Below are 14,933 nucleotides of genomic sequence, written 5' to 3' on the forward strand. Positions count from 1 at the left end.
CGCGGCCGGTAGCGATTTGTCAGCACGGGTAACGGTCTCGCCACTCATTCGGGCAGCAGGTGCCCGACCTTGACATAGATCAGCGCACCATCCTCCCCCGTGAAGGGCGTGTGCTCGCTGCGATGGGGGCTGCGCAGCCAGCTGCCGGCGGGATAGGCCCCATGCTCGTCGTGAAAGGTGCCCTCGAGGACCAGGATCTCCTCGCCGCCCCAGTGGTCATGGGTCTGGAAGCGGGTGTTGGGCGCCCAACGCACCAGCGCCACGTGCTCGCCTTCGAAGTCGTGAAGCGGCAGCACCTCGAGCCCGTCGACGAGCCCGGGCCGCCACGTCTCGGCGCGGGTATCGATGACCTTCTGTGCGGTGTCGTCCGGCGAGAACTGGTGCAGCTTGACGAAGATAACCGCGCCCTGTTCGCCCACCCGCGGGGCGTGTGCGGTGCCGATGGGGTTGCGCAGGTAATGGCCCGCGGGGTAGCGGCCATGCTCGTCGGCAAACTCGCCCTCCAGTACCAGGATCTCCTCGCCGCCGCCGTGCTCATGGGTCGGGAAGGTGCTGTCGGGCGCATAGCGCACCAGGGAGGTGGCCCGGGCCACCTCGTCGCCGACCCGGTCCAGCATCATCCGCTCGACCCCCGGGGTGGGTGACTCCACCCAGCGGTACTGGTCGGGAGTGACCACCGCGCGGCGACTGAAATCGGCATTGAGTCGCATGACGCTCTCCTTCTGACAGGGCCTCCGGGACTGGGGCCTCTCGTTGTCGAGCCCGCTCACCTGGCCCGACGCTTGCATGACCACGACGTGGCCTCCATCGGTTAGGATGGGGCTCCCCACCGCCAATCGCAAGGAGGTCCCTTGGCCACCGACCTGCTGCTCAATGCGCTGATCTTCCTTGCGGCGGCGGTGCTGATCGTGCCGGTCTTCAAGCGCCTGGGGCTGGGCGAGGTCCTGGGTTACCTGGCCGCGGGGGTGGTCATCGGTCCCTCGGCCCTGGCCCTGGTGGCCGACGCCGAGGCGGTGCTGCAGTTCTCTCAGGTCGGCATCGTCTTCCTGCTGTTCGTGATCGGCCTGGAACTCAAGCCCTCGCGCCTGCGCGTGATGCGCAAGGCGGTGTTCGGCTTCGGCAGCCTGCAGGTAGTCATCACCACGGCCCTGCTCTCGCTTGCCGCCTGGTGGCTGGGGCTCTCCCCCGCCGCGGCCCTGGTCGTGGGCTTCAGCCTGGGGCTCTGCTCCACGCCACTGGTACTGCAGCTGCTCGGCGAGCGCCGGGAACTGCAGACCCGCCACGGCCGCAATGCCTTCGCCCTCCTGCTGTTCCAGGACCTGGCGGCGATCCCGGTGCTGGCGATCATTCCCATGCTGGCCGCCGACGCCCTGATGGCGGACGGCGTCATGCCCCTGCTCAAGGGCGTGCTGGTGGCCATCGGTGCCTTCCTCGGCCTGATCGTCGGCGGCCGCTACCTGCTGCGCCCGCTGTTTCACTATGCCGCGGCCACCCGCAGCCGTGAGATGTTCGCCGGCACCGTCCTGCTGGTGGTGATCGGCGCCGCCCTGCTGATGGAACTGGCCGGGCTCTCCATGGCCCTGGGGGCCTTCATCGCCGGCGTGCTGCTCGCCGACTCCAAGTACCGCCACAACATCGAGGCCGATATCGAACCCTATCGCGGCCTGCTGCTGGGGCTGTTCTTCATGGCGGTGGGCATGACGGCCGATATCCGCCTGCTCGGCGAGATGCCGCTGGTCGTGCTCGGCCTGACCCTGGGGCTGGTACTGCTCAAGGCGCTGGCCATGCTGGTCGCCGCAAGGGTCCACGGCACCGGCTGGAAGGACGGACTCAACCTGGGGGTGCTGCTCTCCCAGGGTGGCGAGTTCGGCTTCGTGCTGCTCTCCGCGGCGGCGGCCGCCGCCCTGCTCGACACCCAGCTGGTCAGCCTGCTGATCCTGGTGATCTCGCTCTCCATGGTGACCACCCCGCTGCTCTTCCAGCTGCATGTGCACGGCCTTCGCCGCCTCTTCACCCGCCCCCGGCCCAAGCGCGCCTTCGATACCCTGCCCGACGACGCCCCGCAGATCATCATCGCCGGGTTCGGCCGTTTCGGGCAGATCATGGGGCGTGCCCTGCAGGGGCTGAAGATCCCCTACACGGTGCTCGACATCAACGCCGACCAGGTCGAGGTGGTGCGCCGCTACGGCAACCAGGTCTACTACGGGGATGCCTCGCGCATCGACCTGCTCAAGGCGGCCGGGGCCGACCGGGCCCGGGTGATGGTGGTGGCAGTGGGCGACCCCGAGGCCTCGATGCGCATCGTCGGCCAGGTGCGCCGTCAGTTTCCCCACCTGAGGCTCTATGCCCGGGCACGCAACCGCCACCACGCCCACCTGCTGATGCGGGCCGGGGTCACCCATATCGTGCGCGAGCTGCTGCCCGCCAGCCTCGAGCTGACCCGTGACGCCCTGATCGGCCTGGGCATTCCCCGGGAGCAGGCCCAGCACACCATCGATACCTTCCGCCCCCACGACGAGCAGGCGTTGCTGCGCCAGCTCGAGGTATTCGGCAACGAGACGCAGCAGATCCAGACCATCCAGGACGCCGCCCGGGAGCTCGAGGCCCTCTACGAGGCGGACGAGGACATCACCACCCGGGTGGAGGAGATTCCGCGCTGGCAGCGGTGAGGCGCGATCACTCGATGCTCCACCACCCCGGCAGCCGGTCCCGCACGTCGCGGCGAGCGAAGCGGTCGTCCATCAGCACCACCGTGCCCTCGTCGTCGGGGCCGCGGATCACCCGGCCCGCCGCCTGCACCACCTTGATCAGCCCCGGGATGCGGTAGGCGTAGTCGTCGCCACGGCCGAAGCGCGCCGCCAGCCGCACCTTGAGTGCCTCGTTGAAGTCGTCGAAGGGCGGCAGCCCCAGGGTGGCGATGAAGGCCCCGATCAACCGCTCACCGGGCAGGTCGATGCCCTCGGCGAAGGCCCCGCCCAGCACCGCGAAGCCGATCCCCTGCCCGCCCGGCGCGAAGCCGGCAAGAAAGGCGTCCCGAGCCTCCTCGCGCATGCCGCGGGTCTGGGCGCGCACGGGAATCGCCGGATGGGCCTCCTGCAGCCGTGCCCGGGCCGCCTCCAGATAGGCGAAGCTGCTGAAGAAGGCCAGGTAGTGGCCCGGCCGACGGCGGTACTGCTCGGCCAGTTCGGCGACGATGGGCGCCAGCGACGCCTCCCGGTCGCGCAGCCGGGTGGAGATGTCGGCGCGGATGCGTACCTCGAGCTGCTCGGCGGCAAACGGCGAGGCGACCTCCCGCCAGACCGTGGCGGCCGGCAGGCCCAGCAGGTCCCGATGGTAGTGGGCGGGGCTCAGGGTCGCCGAGAAGAGCACCGCAGACCGGGCCGCCGCGAAGCGCGGCGCCAGGAAGTCCGCCGGCACGAGGTTGCGCAGCCCCAGCACGGCACGGCCGCGACCGTGACGGGCCAGGTCGCACAGCGAGTGCTCGCCGAAGCGCTCGGCCAGGCGGGTAAAGGCCAGCGCCTCGAAGAGCAGCTCCTGGAGCGCGAGGGAGGCCTGGTCGGGATGTTCTCCCAGGTACTCGGTGATGGCGCTGGCGACCCCCTGCAGGGCCGCGACCATCCCCTCGGGCAGGCCGTCGAGCACCCGGTAGGCCGGTCGGCCCGGCTCGCCGGCCTCGCTCATCCCCGCCTCCTTGACCAGCGTCTGCCACTGCCGGGCCAGGCGCCCCAGGGGACGCGTCAGGGCCCCGGGCGCCTCTCGGCGCAGGCGGGCGAGGCGGTGCTGGTCCAGTTCGGCGCTGTACATGCCCCGGGCCCGTTCCACCAGGTTGTGGGCCTCGTCCACCAGCAGGCCCAGGCGCCAGCCGTTGGCCCGGGCGAGCCCATGCAGCAGGGCATTGGCATCGAACCAGTGGTTGACGTCCCCGACGACCAGGTCACACCAGCGCGCCAGCTCCTGCCCCAGGTAGTAGGGGCAGACGCCGTGGTCGAGGGCCACCTCGCGCAGCGCCTCGCGGTCCAGCCAGCCACGCGCCACCGCGGCCTGTCGTGCCGCCGGCAGTCGGTCGTAGAAGCCCGCCGCCAGCGGGCAGGCCTCGCCGTGGCAGGCCCGGTCGGGATACTCGCAGGCCTTGTCCCGGGCGGTGAGCTCAAGCACCCGCAGCGGCGCGGGCTCGGCGTCCGAGCTCGGGGCGGTCCCCTCCTCGGCCCCCAGGGCGAGCAGGGCATCCAGCGCCAGCCGGCGCCCCGGCGTCTTCATGGTCAGGAAGGCCAGGCGGTCGAGTCCCTGGCGGGGCATGGCCTTGAGCAGCGGGAAGAGGGTACCGAGGGTCTTGCCGATGCCGGTGGGGGCCTGGACCAGCAGGCAACGGCCGGTGCTGGCGGCCTTGTAGACGCTCTCCGCCAGGTCACGCTGGCCGGGACGGAAGCGGTCGTGGGGAAAGGCGAGCTCGCCGAGCGCCTCGTCACGACGCTCGCGATGCCGGACCTCCTGCGCCGCCCAGGACAGGAAGCGCCGGCATTGGGTCGCGAAGAAGGCCTGCAGCTCGTTGGCGCTCGCCTCACGGGTCAACACGGTCTCCCGGCCGGTGGTGACGTCCAGGTAGACCAGCGCCAGGGTCAGCGAGGCAAGGCCGCGCTCGGCACACAGCAGCGCGCCGTAGACGGTGACCTGGGCCCAGTGCAGGGCCCGCTGGTTGTCGGCCATGCGCTCCAGACGACCGCGGTGGGTCTTGACCTCCTCCAGGCGGTTGGCCGCCGGGTCGAAGCCGTCGGCGCGGCCGCCCACGCTGAGCCCCTCGAAGCAGGCGGAGAGCGGCAGCTCGGCCTCGTATCCCTCGCCCCGCCGCCTTGACACCAGGGCATGGCCCTCGATGCCCTCCCGGGCGCTGGGGGCCGGAGTGAAGCGGTGGTCCAGGTCCCCCTCCCGGGCGGTGAAGTCGCACAGCGTCCGCACCGCCACGCGATAGCGCGTCACCTCGCTCATTCGCCGTCCATCGCCCAGCGCACATGGCAGACCACGGCGGGCATGCCCCGGGCATGGAAGAAGGCCAGCCAGCGCCGCTGGTTGTCCTGCAACCGGTCGCCCGGCCCCTTGACCTCGATCAGCCGGTAGCGTGGCTCACCTTCCGAGGCCTCGGGGAGGAACTGGATCAGGTCCGGCAGGCCGGCCCGGTTGGCCTTGAGGTCACCGAGCAGCCGCTCGAAGCAGGCCCGCAGGTGGGCGGCCGGCAGGCAGGCCAGCGCCTGGTCGAGCAGCCCCTCATCGAGCACTCCCCAGTGCACGAAGGGCGAGGCCAGCCCCTGCTTCTCTCGCCAGGTGGCACGGATCACCTCGCGATACCCGCCATCGTCGAGCCGGGCCAGGCAGGCATCGAACAGGGTACGGCGGCGGGCCACGAAGTCCTCGCGGTAGAGGTCCGCCGGGCCGTGGTGAAAGGGGTGGAAGAAGGCCCCGGGCAGGGGCGCGAAGAGCGCCTCCCAGCAGAGCAGCCCGAAGAGCCCGGTGAGCAGGGTGTTTTCCACATAGTGCACCGGTGCCGCCTCGCGATGCAGGTGGTCGCGCACCGTGGCCTCCACCGGGCCGGGCGGCAGAGTCAGGGTCCACGGTCGAGGGTCCGGCTCACGGCATGACGCCGGCGGGGGAAGCCCCAGCCGACGGCGCAGCCGCGGCACCAGCCGTCCCAGCGCCTGGACCTCCTCCTCGCTGGCCGGAGCCTGGGCCAGGGGCTCGGCCAGCGCCAGGGCCGAGGCGTGCTCCCCACGTCGTTCCTGCAGGCGCAGGTGGCGGATGCGCGCCTCGACGCTGCCCACCTGGCCTGCTTCCGGCCAGCCAGCCCCGGCATAGAGGGCAAGGGCCGACTCGCCCAGCCCATCCCGCTCCGCCTGGCGCCCCAGCGCCACGCAGAGTCGCCGATGCCGCGCCGCCAGCCAGGCGTTGTCGGCCAGCGGCGCGGGCAGTTCGGCACGCAGTGCCGATACCGCCTCCCCGGCCTCGAGCCGCTCGCGAAGGCGGTGCAGGGCCAGGTAGGCATCCACCTCCGTGCGGCGCCGGAAGGCCCGGGAGTCGGGGGTGATCGCCACCCGCTCGAAGCACTGCAGGCCGAGTTCGGTGAGCACGAACTCCGCCCAGTCCTGGCGCAGGTTGCCGAAGAACATCAGCCGCAGCCGGTCGCAGGTCGCCATCACGGCGAGGCGCACGACCCGGTCCGGCGCTTCGGGCCACCAGTCGTCGAGCGGGCGAGGCTCGCTGAGCCGCGGCGCCAGCGCCTCGTGCAGCGCGGCCTTGCCGGTGGCGGCGGGCAGTCCCGCGGCGGCGATCTCGCCGGCCAGGGCGCGGCGCAGCTCGGGAAGGCGCAACTGACGGAACAGCTCCGCCAGGCCAAGTTCGGGGGCGGCCTCGACCAGGCCCGCCTCGACCAGGGGCGCGAGGGCCGCCTCGGGATCGCCGATCTCGGGATAGCGCAGGCGCGAGGTGCGAAAGTGCTCCCCCTTGCGCATCACCATGCGCACCAGCAGCGCCTGAGAGGCCTCGGGCAGGCCGGCGAAATCCGCCAGGAAGCCCTGCTCGGCCGCGTCCAGCAGGTCACCATGGCGCTCGGCGACCCACGTCAGCACGAAGCGGAAGTTCGCCAGATAGTAGCGCGGGTCGTCCAGGGAAGCGGTGACCGGCGCGGCGCCAGGAATACTGTTCATGCATCCATGGTATCAGGGCCGAGGAGGTAGCGTCAGCGCGGCAGGCCTCGGGCCAGCTCGCGTACCACCTCGGCGGCGGGAACCTCACGGCAGCGGCTGGCGTTCTGCCCGGCCCACAGCGGCGAGAAATCGCCACTCCCTTGCGCCTCGGCGGCGGCCCGCAGCGGGGCGATGGCCGCGGTGGCCAGCGGAAAGGCCGGCGCCGCCTCGCTGATCGGCCCCAGCTCGCGCATCAGCCGGGTGACGATGCCTCGGGCCGGACGGCCGCTGTAGAGGTTGGTGAGCGCCGTATGGCGGGCCGCCTCGCTCATCAGCGCCCGGCGATGGATGGCCGAGGCGCGGGATTCCGGGCAGCAGAGGAAGGCGGTGCCGGCCTGGACGGCCTCGGCGCCCAGCGCCAGCGCGGCCGCCACGCCCCGGGCATCGGCGATGCCGCCGGCGGCGACCACCGGTACCTCCACCGCCTGCCGGACCTGGGGCAGCAGCGCCAGGGTCCCCACCTGGGTGGTCAGGTCCTCGGTCAGGAAGAGGCCCCGATGGCCGCCGGCCTCGAGCCCCTGGACGATCACCGCATCGGCCCCGTGGGCCTCGAGCCAGCGCGCTTCCTCCACCGTGGTGGCCGTGGAGAGCACCATCGCGCCCCAGGCCTTGACCCGCGCGAGCAGCTCCGGCGCCGGCAGACCGAAGTGGAAGCTCACCACCGCCGGACGGAAGGGCTCGAGGACATCGCAGGCTGCATGGTCAAAGGGACGCCGCCCGGCACCGGCCGGCACCGCCTCGATGTCGAGGCCGAACTCGGCATACCAGGGCGCCAGCGCCGCGTGCCAGCGCGCCTGACGCGCAGGGTCGGGTGCCGGGGACGTGTGGCAGAAGAAGTTGACGTTGACCGGCCCCGAGGTCGCGGAGCGGAGTGTCTCGAGCTCCTCCGCCATCGCCTCGGGCGAGAGCATGGCGCAGGGCAGGGCCCCGAGGCCGCCGGCACGGGAGACGGCAATGGCCAGCTCGCTGCCCTGGGCGCCCGCCATGGGGGCCTGGAGGATAGGCAGGTCGAGGCCCAGTCGCTCGGGCAATGTCATGGGGTATCTCCTTGATCGGTGGCATCGTTATCGGAGGAATTGCGCTTCCGGCCGATGCGTCGCCAGGGCCACTTGTGGCCCAGGGTGTCGGCAGCGTAGGCGTCTCGATCCCCCGGCGGGCGGGCGGCGCCGACGGTGGTATCGCGATAGGTCTGGCGCTCCATTTCCGCGTTGAACTCTGCGCCCAGCAACACGACGAACGCCGACAGCCAGAACCATAGCATCAGCATCACCACCGCCCCCAGCGAGCCATAGACCTCGCTCAGATTGATCACGCGGCTGAAGTAGAACGACAGGGCGGCCGAACCGATCAGCCATAATAGCGTTGCGACGACGGAGCCGACGCTGATCCACTTCCAGCGCGGCGGCCGCCTGTCGGGCCCGAAGCGATAGAAGACGGCGATGACCAGCATCATCACCAGCAGGAGCACCGGCCAGCGCAGCCAGACGATTACCGTGACCAGCAATGTATCGAGACCCAGCATGCCGATGGCCAGCGGAAAGAAGGCGATAAAGGCGATGCTGATCAGCAGGACCAGCATCAACCCCAGCGTCAGCGCCGCGACGATCAAGCCACGCTGCAGCGACCCCCGGCGGTCCACCTCGCCATACACCACGTTCAGCCCCAACACCATCCATAGCACGCCCTTGGAGGCGACGAACATGGCCACTGCCACGCTGCCCAGGGCCGTCAGGCTGAGGCCAGTACCGGTGCTCTCGCCTATCTTGCGGGCCTGATCATTGATCAGGCTGGAGGCCTCGGGCGGCAGGTAGCGGCTGAGCTCCACGATCTGGCTCGCCAGGTCCTGAGGGTCCATCACCAGCGCCCAGATCGAGATGATCGCGGCGATCGTCGGAAAGAGCGCCAGCATGGCATTGAAGGCGATGCCGGCGGCCATCATGGCGACGAGGTCCTGAAGGGTCTCCTGCTTGACGCGCCAGGCGATATCCAGCCATCCGGCAGCGGGGATCTGCTTGGGCTCGTCGGCGCAGCGACCACGTTTCGGCTTGGCCATGAGTGCCTCAGGGCCGCTCCGCGGGGCGCAGCATCATGCGCGCATCACGGATCTCGATGTCGAAGCGGTCGAGGAAGCTCATGCCCAGCAGGGCCGCCTCGCCGGTGAGGCCCGGACTGATGGACCCGCGCACGTCCCGGGCGGTGAACCCGCCCAGGCTCACCTCGTCGAGCAGCGTCAGCTCGCCGCGCACCCGGCCGTTGGCGGTATTGAACCAGGCGCTGCCGGTACTCTCGAGCCCCAGCCTCGCGGCCATTTCGGCCGGGACCGCCACATAGGTGGCGCCGGTGTCGAGCAGGAACTCCACCGGCTGGTCGTTGATGCGCCCGGTGGCCACGAAGTGGCCGGCGCGGTTGCGCTCCAGCACCAGCGGCTCGCCCTCCCCCACCGCGACATTGGCGAGGTGGGCATTGGGGTTCCGCTGCGCCTCCAGGTAGCCGTGGAACCACCAGGCCCCACCCCCCAGGAGGAGCACCCAGAACAGCAGCATCATGCCCAGGCCGGCACGCCGCGAGACGTCTTCGTCGCTCATTTGCCGTCCTCTCCGTATCGCCCCGGCGACAACGTCGGCGCCCATGCCGGCATAATCTGCCTACCGACAAGGATACCCCCTGGCCAAGATGCCTTGCCTCCCCACGCCCGGAAACCTTGTCACTGACACGGATAACCGGTGATGAGGAGTCAGTGTGCCTCCTCGCGCCACAGTTCCCAATAGCCGCCATCGTCGGTGGAGCGCTCCCTCCCCCAACTGCCGTGCAGTCGTCCATCGCCTGCCGTCACCTCGAGCACGCCCAGCCCCTGCTCCAGACCGAGGGTCCAGCCGAAATGCAGGCGCCCCGCCTGCACCTCTCCCTCCAGATGGCCCAGCCCCAGCCCGTAGGTGAACACCCCCTGGACCCGGCTGCCCTGTCGTTCGAGCACCAGACGCACCGGCAGCTCCCCCGAGACATCGCCTAGCTTGCCCCGGAAGGTGCCCTCGAAGGGCTGTACGCCGTCCGGAGTCGCCCGGTCGATAACCGGCTCGCCCGCTCGCCGGGGCTGCAGGACTGCCGGGTCGGTGGCACGACCCAGCCGCACGATACCCTCCTGGATGTCGCGGTCGTCCATGAAGCCTGCCAGGCGGCCGATCTCCTCGGCCACGCCGAGGACCCGCTCGCGGGCCGCCACGAAATCCGGCTCGGCCCGGGCGAAGGCGTCACTGTGCCCGGCCAGGGTCGAGGCCAGCCCGCGCAGCCGGTCCGACGTCAGCGGGTGGGTGGCCTCGGCCAGGTGTGCCCGATAGGCCGCCTCGTCGGCGAAGTGCCAGCGATTGGGCTCCCAGTGGGCCAGCAGCGTGAAGAAGACGCTCATGCCCAGCGGCGGATAGGCGAGCCGGGCCATGACGTCCAGAGCGAAATCGTCGGCTTCGGCCTCGTGACGGCGGGCCGCCTCCCGGGACACCTCGGGCCCGTAGCCCGGATGGCGGTGCAGGGCGTGGCCAAGTTCGTGAAGCAGCACGAACACCACCGAGGAAGTGAATATCTTGCCGTACAGCTCCATTACCTCCGTCCGCTCCCGGACCTCGTCGGGCACACCCAGCGCCTCCATGGGCGGCGGGTAGCGCCCCTCGGGAAACGACTCGGACCCTCGGTGACGCAGCATGGCCAGGTACTGGCCGGGCGTCTCGATCGACAGCCCCTCGAGCTGCAGCCAGGCCATGGACAGGGCGAGGTCGCCGAACAGACGCAGCGAGGCCACCGACATCACCACCTGTCGCCGGCCATCGACAAGGGTCTGCTGGTAGTAACAGAAGGGCTCGCTGGCAGGCACGGGGCAGCGCAGCGGAAAAGTCAGCTCGACGCCTGCCAGCTGCGCACGTTCCTCGGCCTCGAGGGCCGGCAGCAGGCTCTCGTGATGCACGCGGCGGATATCCTGCGGCGTGATGCGCGACCAGTACGTCAGGGTCGCATCGCTGTAGAGTGTCGCCATGCCTGCGGCCGGTGAGGCCAGCAGCCAGCAGGACAGGGCCAGACCAAACTGCCAGCCGGCGTTCACGGCCGTTCCCTGCCCTGATGGTAGAGGGCCGCAGGCTCGGAGAAACGGGCATCCGGCGGTTCTCCCCGGGCATCGGTGGCGTTGGCCCAGTCGCTGAAGGCGGCATAGTCGCCCCAGGCACCCAGCCAGGCGGGACGCATCAGCCGCAGCTTCGCCTGGCGCAGATCACCGCGCTCGGCCACGGCCTGACTGCCTTCCGTGGAGGAGGCGTCACCCAAGGCATTGAGGGTGAAGAAGAGACGACGCAGCTGGGCCTGCTCCAGTGTAGGGTCGATCCCGCCGGCCTCCGGGGCGAGTCCGGAGTAGCTGGTGAGCGTCGCGGCATCGCCCGCCATCATGGCCGGCGTTGAGGTGGCCTGGACGGCGCTGTGCAGCGAGATGCCCAGGGCCACGCTGCCGAACAGGGCGAAGAAGAGTCCCGGCGCGGCGCGGTTTAGAACCACCTCGGCACCGCCGGGCAGGGTCACCTTGCCGTCGCTGTCACGCTGGGCGGGTACCGCCAGAAACAGCCTATAGCCCAGATAGATGGCCATGCCGGCAAACAGCACGACCAGGATGCGCTCGATGGCGCGCAGTGTGACGGGATCCATGGCAGCAGCCTCCCGGCCCCGCGAAACGCGGTCTTGCCTTCAGTCTAGCCGCCCCTCGTCGGCCTCACCTGCCGTTGCGCGCCTCCCAGTCGCGGGCCGCCTGCTGACCGCGGGCCTGGTCGACGAAGAGGCACACCAGGATGGCGATGACGAAGAGCACCGCGCAGAGCAGGATCGACGCCTTGAGCCCCACCAGCGACTGCAGCAGCCCCAGGCCGATGATACCGATCACCCCGGCGAGCTTGTTGGCCAGCCCCCAGAAGCCGAAGAACTCGGCGGCCTTGCGACTCGGCGAGAAGAGCCCCACCAGGGCGCGGCTGGCGGACTGGCTGGAGCCCAGGGAGAGCCCCGCCAGGCAGCCCACTACCAGGAAGAGGTGCTGGGCCTCCCAGTCCAGCCCGAACCGGGCATGCAGGAAGGCGGTGACCTCCGGCGTGGCCCAGATGGCCAGTATCGCCGCCACCCAGAGCCCCAGGGTGAAGAGGTAGGTGACCCGGGTGCCGATGCGGTCCTGGATGAAGCCGAAGCCCAGCGCCCCGACCGCCGCGGTGATCTGCACGATGATGAACATGATATTGCGGACCGACTCGTCCCAGCCGATCACCTGGGCGCCATAGATGAAGGCGAAGGCGATGATGATGTAGACGCCGGCCATGGAGAAGAGCAGCGAGACCAGGAAGATGCCGAGGTCGCGGAAGCGCCGCAGCTCGTGCAGGGTCGTCGCGACGCGTTCCAGGGCGATCTCGCGATAGGGCTTGCCGGGGGGCTGAGGCGTGCCGCGCTCCTTCACCCACAGGAAGGTGGGGATGGCGGTGACCAGGAAGAAGCCCGCCGCGAAGGGCCCCACCCAGCGGATGCGCTCGAAGTTCTCCGCCGTGGCCTCGCCCAGCACCACCAGGGTGAAGCCCGCCGCGAAGAGCCCGCCGACGTAGCCCAGCGCCCAGCCGAAGCCGGAAATCTTGCCCAGGTCCTCGGGCGGGCCGAGGTCCGGCAGGAAGGCGGCAATGAAGGACTCGCCCATGGAGTAGGCGTAGTTGGAGACCACGATCAGCAGCAGGCCCAGCACCACATAGCCTGGCGCCACGAAGTAGAGCATGGCGGTGGTGGCCACGGTGGCCAGGTAGCTGACGAACAGGAAGCCCTTCTTGGCGGCCTGATAGTCCATCACCGCACCGCACAGCGGGCCGGTCACCACCACCAGCAGATAGCTGACCGCCAGCGCCAGGCTCCACAGGAAGTTGGCCAGGCGGTAACCGTCGCCGCGATCACCGACGATTACCGTGGTGAAGAGCTCACCGAACACCACGGTGATGATCAGCAGCGTATAGGCCTGGTTGGCGAAGTCGAACATCGCCCAGCCGAGGATCTCCCTGCGCGAAGCGCGGGGTGTCGTCGGCACGGCAGCGGGGATCGGGCTCATGCGGGACGTCCCTGTGGCATCAGGACGTCACCATAGCAGCCCCTCCTGCACTAGACGAGATCGCGGGGAATGGTCTCGTCCCAGGTCCGCGCAAAGATCCGGGTATCCCCCTCCCACGCGTCCAGGGTAGCCCGAATGCGGAAGTTGTCGGCGTCGCTGGTCAGCAGGGTGCGGGTCAGGGTGCTGACCTCCCAGTCGCCGCGCTTGAAGCTGCGCTGCCACTCCGTCCAGCCGCTGACGCTGTCGTAGCTACCGTAGGCGTAGGTATAACGCTCGGTAACCCGGGCGGCGATCTCCAGGTCGATATCATCGATCCGGTAGCGCCCCTCGTCGTTGATCACCTCCAGGGTGGTCCTGTCGTTGGCCAGGTCGCGGATCACCTGCCAGGTCTCCTGGGTCGGTTGCAGCAGCGTCTTGGCCAAGGGAGGCGCGCCCTCCGGCTCGCCGAAGGCCGGCAGGGCTGCGTCCTCCTCGGGTCGTGGCGCCCGCACCGGCAGGATCAGGCGGCAGCGGCTCGGCTGAATGGCCAGTCTGACCGGCTGGGGGGCCGGCCAGGCCAGCGGCCAGTAGCTGGTGGAGAGGGACAGGCGGATGGCGTGTCCTGCGGCGAACTGCTGGGCGATATGCTTGAGCGGGATCCTGACCCGATAGCATCGCCCCGGCTCCAGCGGCTCGGGGTATTCGTCGCTCTCGCGGTGGGTCAGGTTGAGCAGTCCGTAGGAGACCCGGGTGGCCTTGTCGTCCTCGCCGATATCCGAGAGGCGCAGGGCCACCATGGCCACCGGCTGGTCGGCCGCGAGTTCGAGCTCGACCATCGGCGACCCGCAGATCTCCAGCGGCGCCTCGAGGCGGGATGTCTGGAAGATCAGCGAGCCACCGTCCTCGTCGCGCTGGTCGTGGGGGAGGTCCGGCGGCGCATTGTAGGAGCACCACTTGCCGGCATAGAGCCCCACCGAGAGCGGGGAACGGATGTCCAGGCAGGCCTCGTCGTCCTCGCTTCCCTCGTCTTCCGGCAACAGGTCGTGGCCGATGGTAAGTCGGAAGGAGGTCGGCAGGATGTTCGGTGATGGCCAGTCGGGCTCGGCGATCCAGCGCCCGGGGCGCTCCTCGTAGCGCGCCGAGGGCGGCACCGACTCCTGCATCCAGACACGCAGCATGGGCTCGTCCATGATCCCGGTGTCGATGCCCTTGAGCCACCGGTCCCACCACCGTAGCGACTCCTGCAGGAAGCCGATGGCCGGCCCCGGCACCCCCAGGTGCGGGTACTTGTGGGCCCAGGGGCCCACCAGCCCCTTGCGCGGCACGGATAGCCCGGCCAGAAGCCGGAAGACGGCATTGCAGTAGCCGTCGGCCCAGCCGCTGACGGCATAGACCGGGCACTGGATGCGTGAGTAGTCCTCGCAAACCGAGCCGTGTTTCCAGTAGGCATCGCGGCGCTGGTGCTCGAGCCACTGGGCGAGCCACAGGCCACTGCCGTCCAGGCGCTCGAGCCACATGTCCCGCCAGCGCTCCCCTACCAGCTCGGGGTCGGGCGGGCAGGCGTTGCCGTCGAACATGGTCGAGGCCCAGGAGAGGTTGTCGCCCAACAGACAGCCGCCCATGTGGTGGATGTCGTCGGCGTAGCGGTCGTCGGTGAAGCAGAGGGTGATCACCGCCTTGAGCTGCGGCGGGCGCAGGGCGGCGATCTGCAGGCCGTTGAAGCCGCCCCAGGAGATGCCGATCATCCCGACGTCGCCGGTGCACCAGGGCTGGGCCTCCAGCCAGGCAAGGATCTCCAGCCCATCGTCCAGCTCCTGGGGCAGGTACTCGTCGGTGAGCACGCCATCGGACTCGCCGGTGCCACGGATGTCGACCCGCACCCCGGCATAGCCATGGCCCGCCCAGTAGGGATGGCTCTGGACGTCGCGCTCGGCAGTGAGGTCGCGCTTGCGATAGGGCAGGTACTCGAGGATCGCCGGCACGGGATGGATCTCGGCGTCTACCGGTCGCCAGATGCGCGCCGCCAGCCGGCTGCCATCGGGCAACGGGATCCAGGTCTCTTCCTCCATGATTCGGCGGGGAAAATCGTTGACGATGCGCATGGTCCTGCTCTCCTTGTCCCGTGT

11 protein-coding genes are annotated in these 14,933 nt (G+C 70.1%); 1 reads left to right on the forward strand and 10 read right to left on the reverse strand.

What is annotated here, in order from left to right:
- Positions 1 to 44: 44 nt before the first annotated feature.
- On the reverse strand, positions 45 to 710 hold the full coding sequence (locus QLQ83_RS15190; RefSeq protein WP_282736362.1) for a cupin domain-containing protein: 666 nt from the start codon (positions 708 to 710) through the stop codon (positions 45 to 47).
- A gap of 141 nt (positions 711 to 851) precedes the next feature.
- Here QLQ83_RS15190 and QLQ83_RS15195 point away from each other — a divergent pair, with 141 nt between their 5' ends.
- Positions 852 to 2,669, forward strand: a complete 1,818-nt coding sequence (locus QLQ83_RS15195) for a monovalent cation:proton antiporter-2 (CPA2) family protein (RefSeq protein ID WP_282736363.1) — start codon at positions 852 to 854, stop codon at positions 2,667 to 2,669.
- Positions 2,670 to 2,676: 7 nt separating this feature from the next.
- On the opposite strand, the gene QLQ83_RS15200 is transcribed toward QLQ83_RS15195, so the two are convergent.
- From QLQ83_RS15200 to QLQ83_RS15240, 9 genes are all read right to left on the reverse strand, one after another.
- Positions 2,677 to 4,983: an ATP-dependent DNA helicase gene (locus QLQ83_RS15200; RefSeq protein ID WP_282736364.1), complete on the reverse strand. Its 2,307-nt coding sequence runs from the start codon at positions 4,981 to 4,983 to the stop codon at positions 2,677 to 2,679.
- A complete protein-coding gene (locus tag QLQ83_RS15205; RefSeq protein ID WP_282736365.1) occupies positions 4,980 to 6,692 on the reverse strand; it encodes a VRR-NUC domain-containing protein in 1,713 nt (570 codons plus the stop codon). Before QLQ83_RS15205 ends, QLQ83_RS15200 begins: the two co-directional genes overlap by 4 nt.
- Positions 6,693 to 6,724: 32 nt before the next feature.
- Complete coding sequence (locus tag QLQ83_RS15210; protein ID WP_282736366.1) at positions 6,725 to 7,768, reverse strand: NAD(P)H-dependent flavin oxidoreductase; 1,044 nt, start codon at positions 7,766 to 7,768, stop codon at positions 6,725 to 6,727.
- Complete coding sequence (locus QLQ83_RS15215) at positions 7,765 to 8,784, reverse strand: YihY/virulence factor BrkB family protein (protein WP_282736367.1); 1,020 nt, start codon at positions 8,782 to 8,784, stop codon at positions 7,765 to 7,767. The genes QLQ83_RS15210 and QLQ83_RS15215 overlap by 4 nt, the downstream gene beginning before the upstream one ends.
- Before the next feature lie 7 nt (positions 8,785 to 8,791).
- A complete protein-coding gene (locus tag QLQ83_RS15220; RefSeq protein WP_282736368.1) occupies positions 8,792 to 9,316 on the reverse strand; it encodes a retropepsin-like aspartic protease family protein in 525 nt (174 codons plus the stop codon).
- Between the two features lie 149 nt (positions 9,317 to 9,465).
- Complete coding sequence (locus tag QLQ83_RS15225) at positions 9,466 to 10,818, reverse strand: hypothetical protein (protein ID WP_282736369.1); 1,353 nt, start codon at positions 10,816 to 10,818, stop codon at positions 9,466 to 9,468.
- Positions 10,815 to 11,408 (reverse strand): hypothetical protein, encoded by a 594-nt coding sequence (locus QLQ83_RS15230; RefSeq protein WP_282736370.1) that lies wholly within the window; start codon positions 11,406 to 11,408, stop codon positions 10,815 to 10,817. Before QLQ83_RS15230 ends, QLQ83_RS15225 begins: the two co-directional genes overlap by 4 nt.
- Positions 11,409 to 11,472: 64 nt before the next feature.
- Positions 11,473 to 12,828, reverse strand: a complete 1,356-nt coding sequence (locus QLQ83_RS15235; protein WP_282736371.1) for an MFS transporter — start codon at positions 12,826 to 12,828, stop codon at positions 11,473 to 11,475.
- A 50-nt stretch (positions 12,829 to 12,878) separates the two neighbouring features.
- The gene (locus QLQ83_RS15240; protein ID WP_282736372.1) at positions 12,879 to 14,909 is read right to left on the reverse strand and encodes a CocE/NonD family hydrolase; all 2,031 of its coding nucleotides are present in this window, start codon (positions 14,907 to 14,909) and stop codon (positions 12,879 to 12,881) included.
- Positions 14,910 to 14,933 lie beyond the last annotated feature (24 nt).

Origin of the sequence: Halomonas rhizosphaerae (genome assembly GCF_030010555.1) — a bacterium.
GTDB lineage: Bacteria > Pseudomonadota > Gammaproteobacteria > Pseudomonadales > Halomonadaceae > Halomonas > Halomonas rhizosphaerae.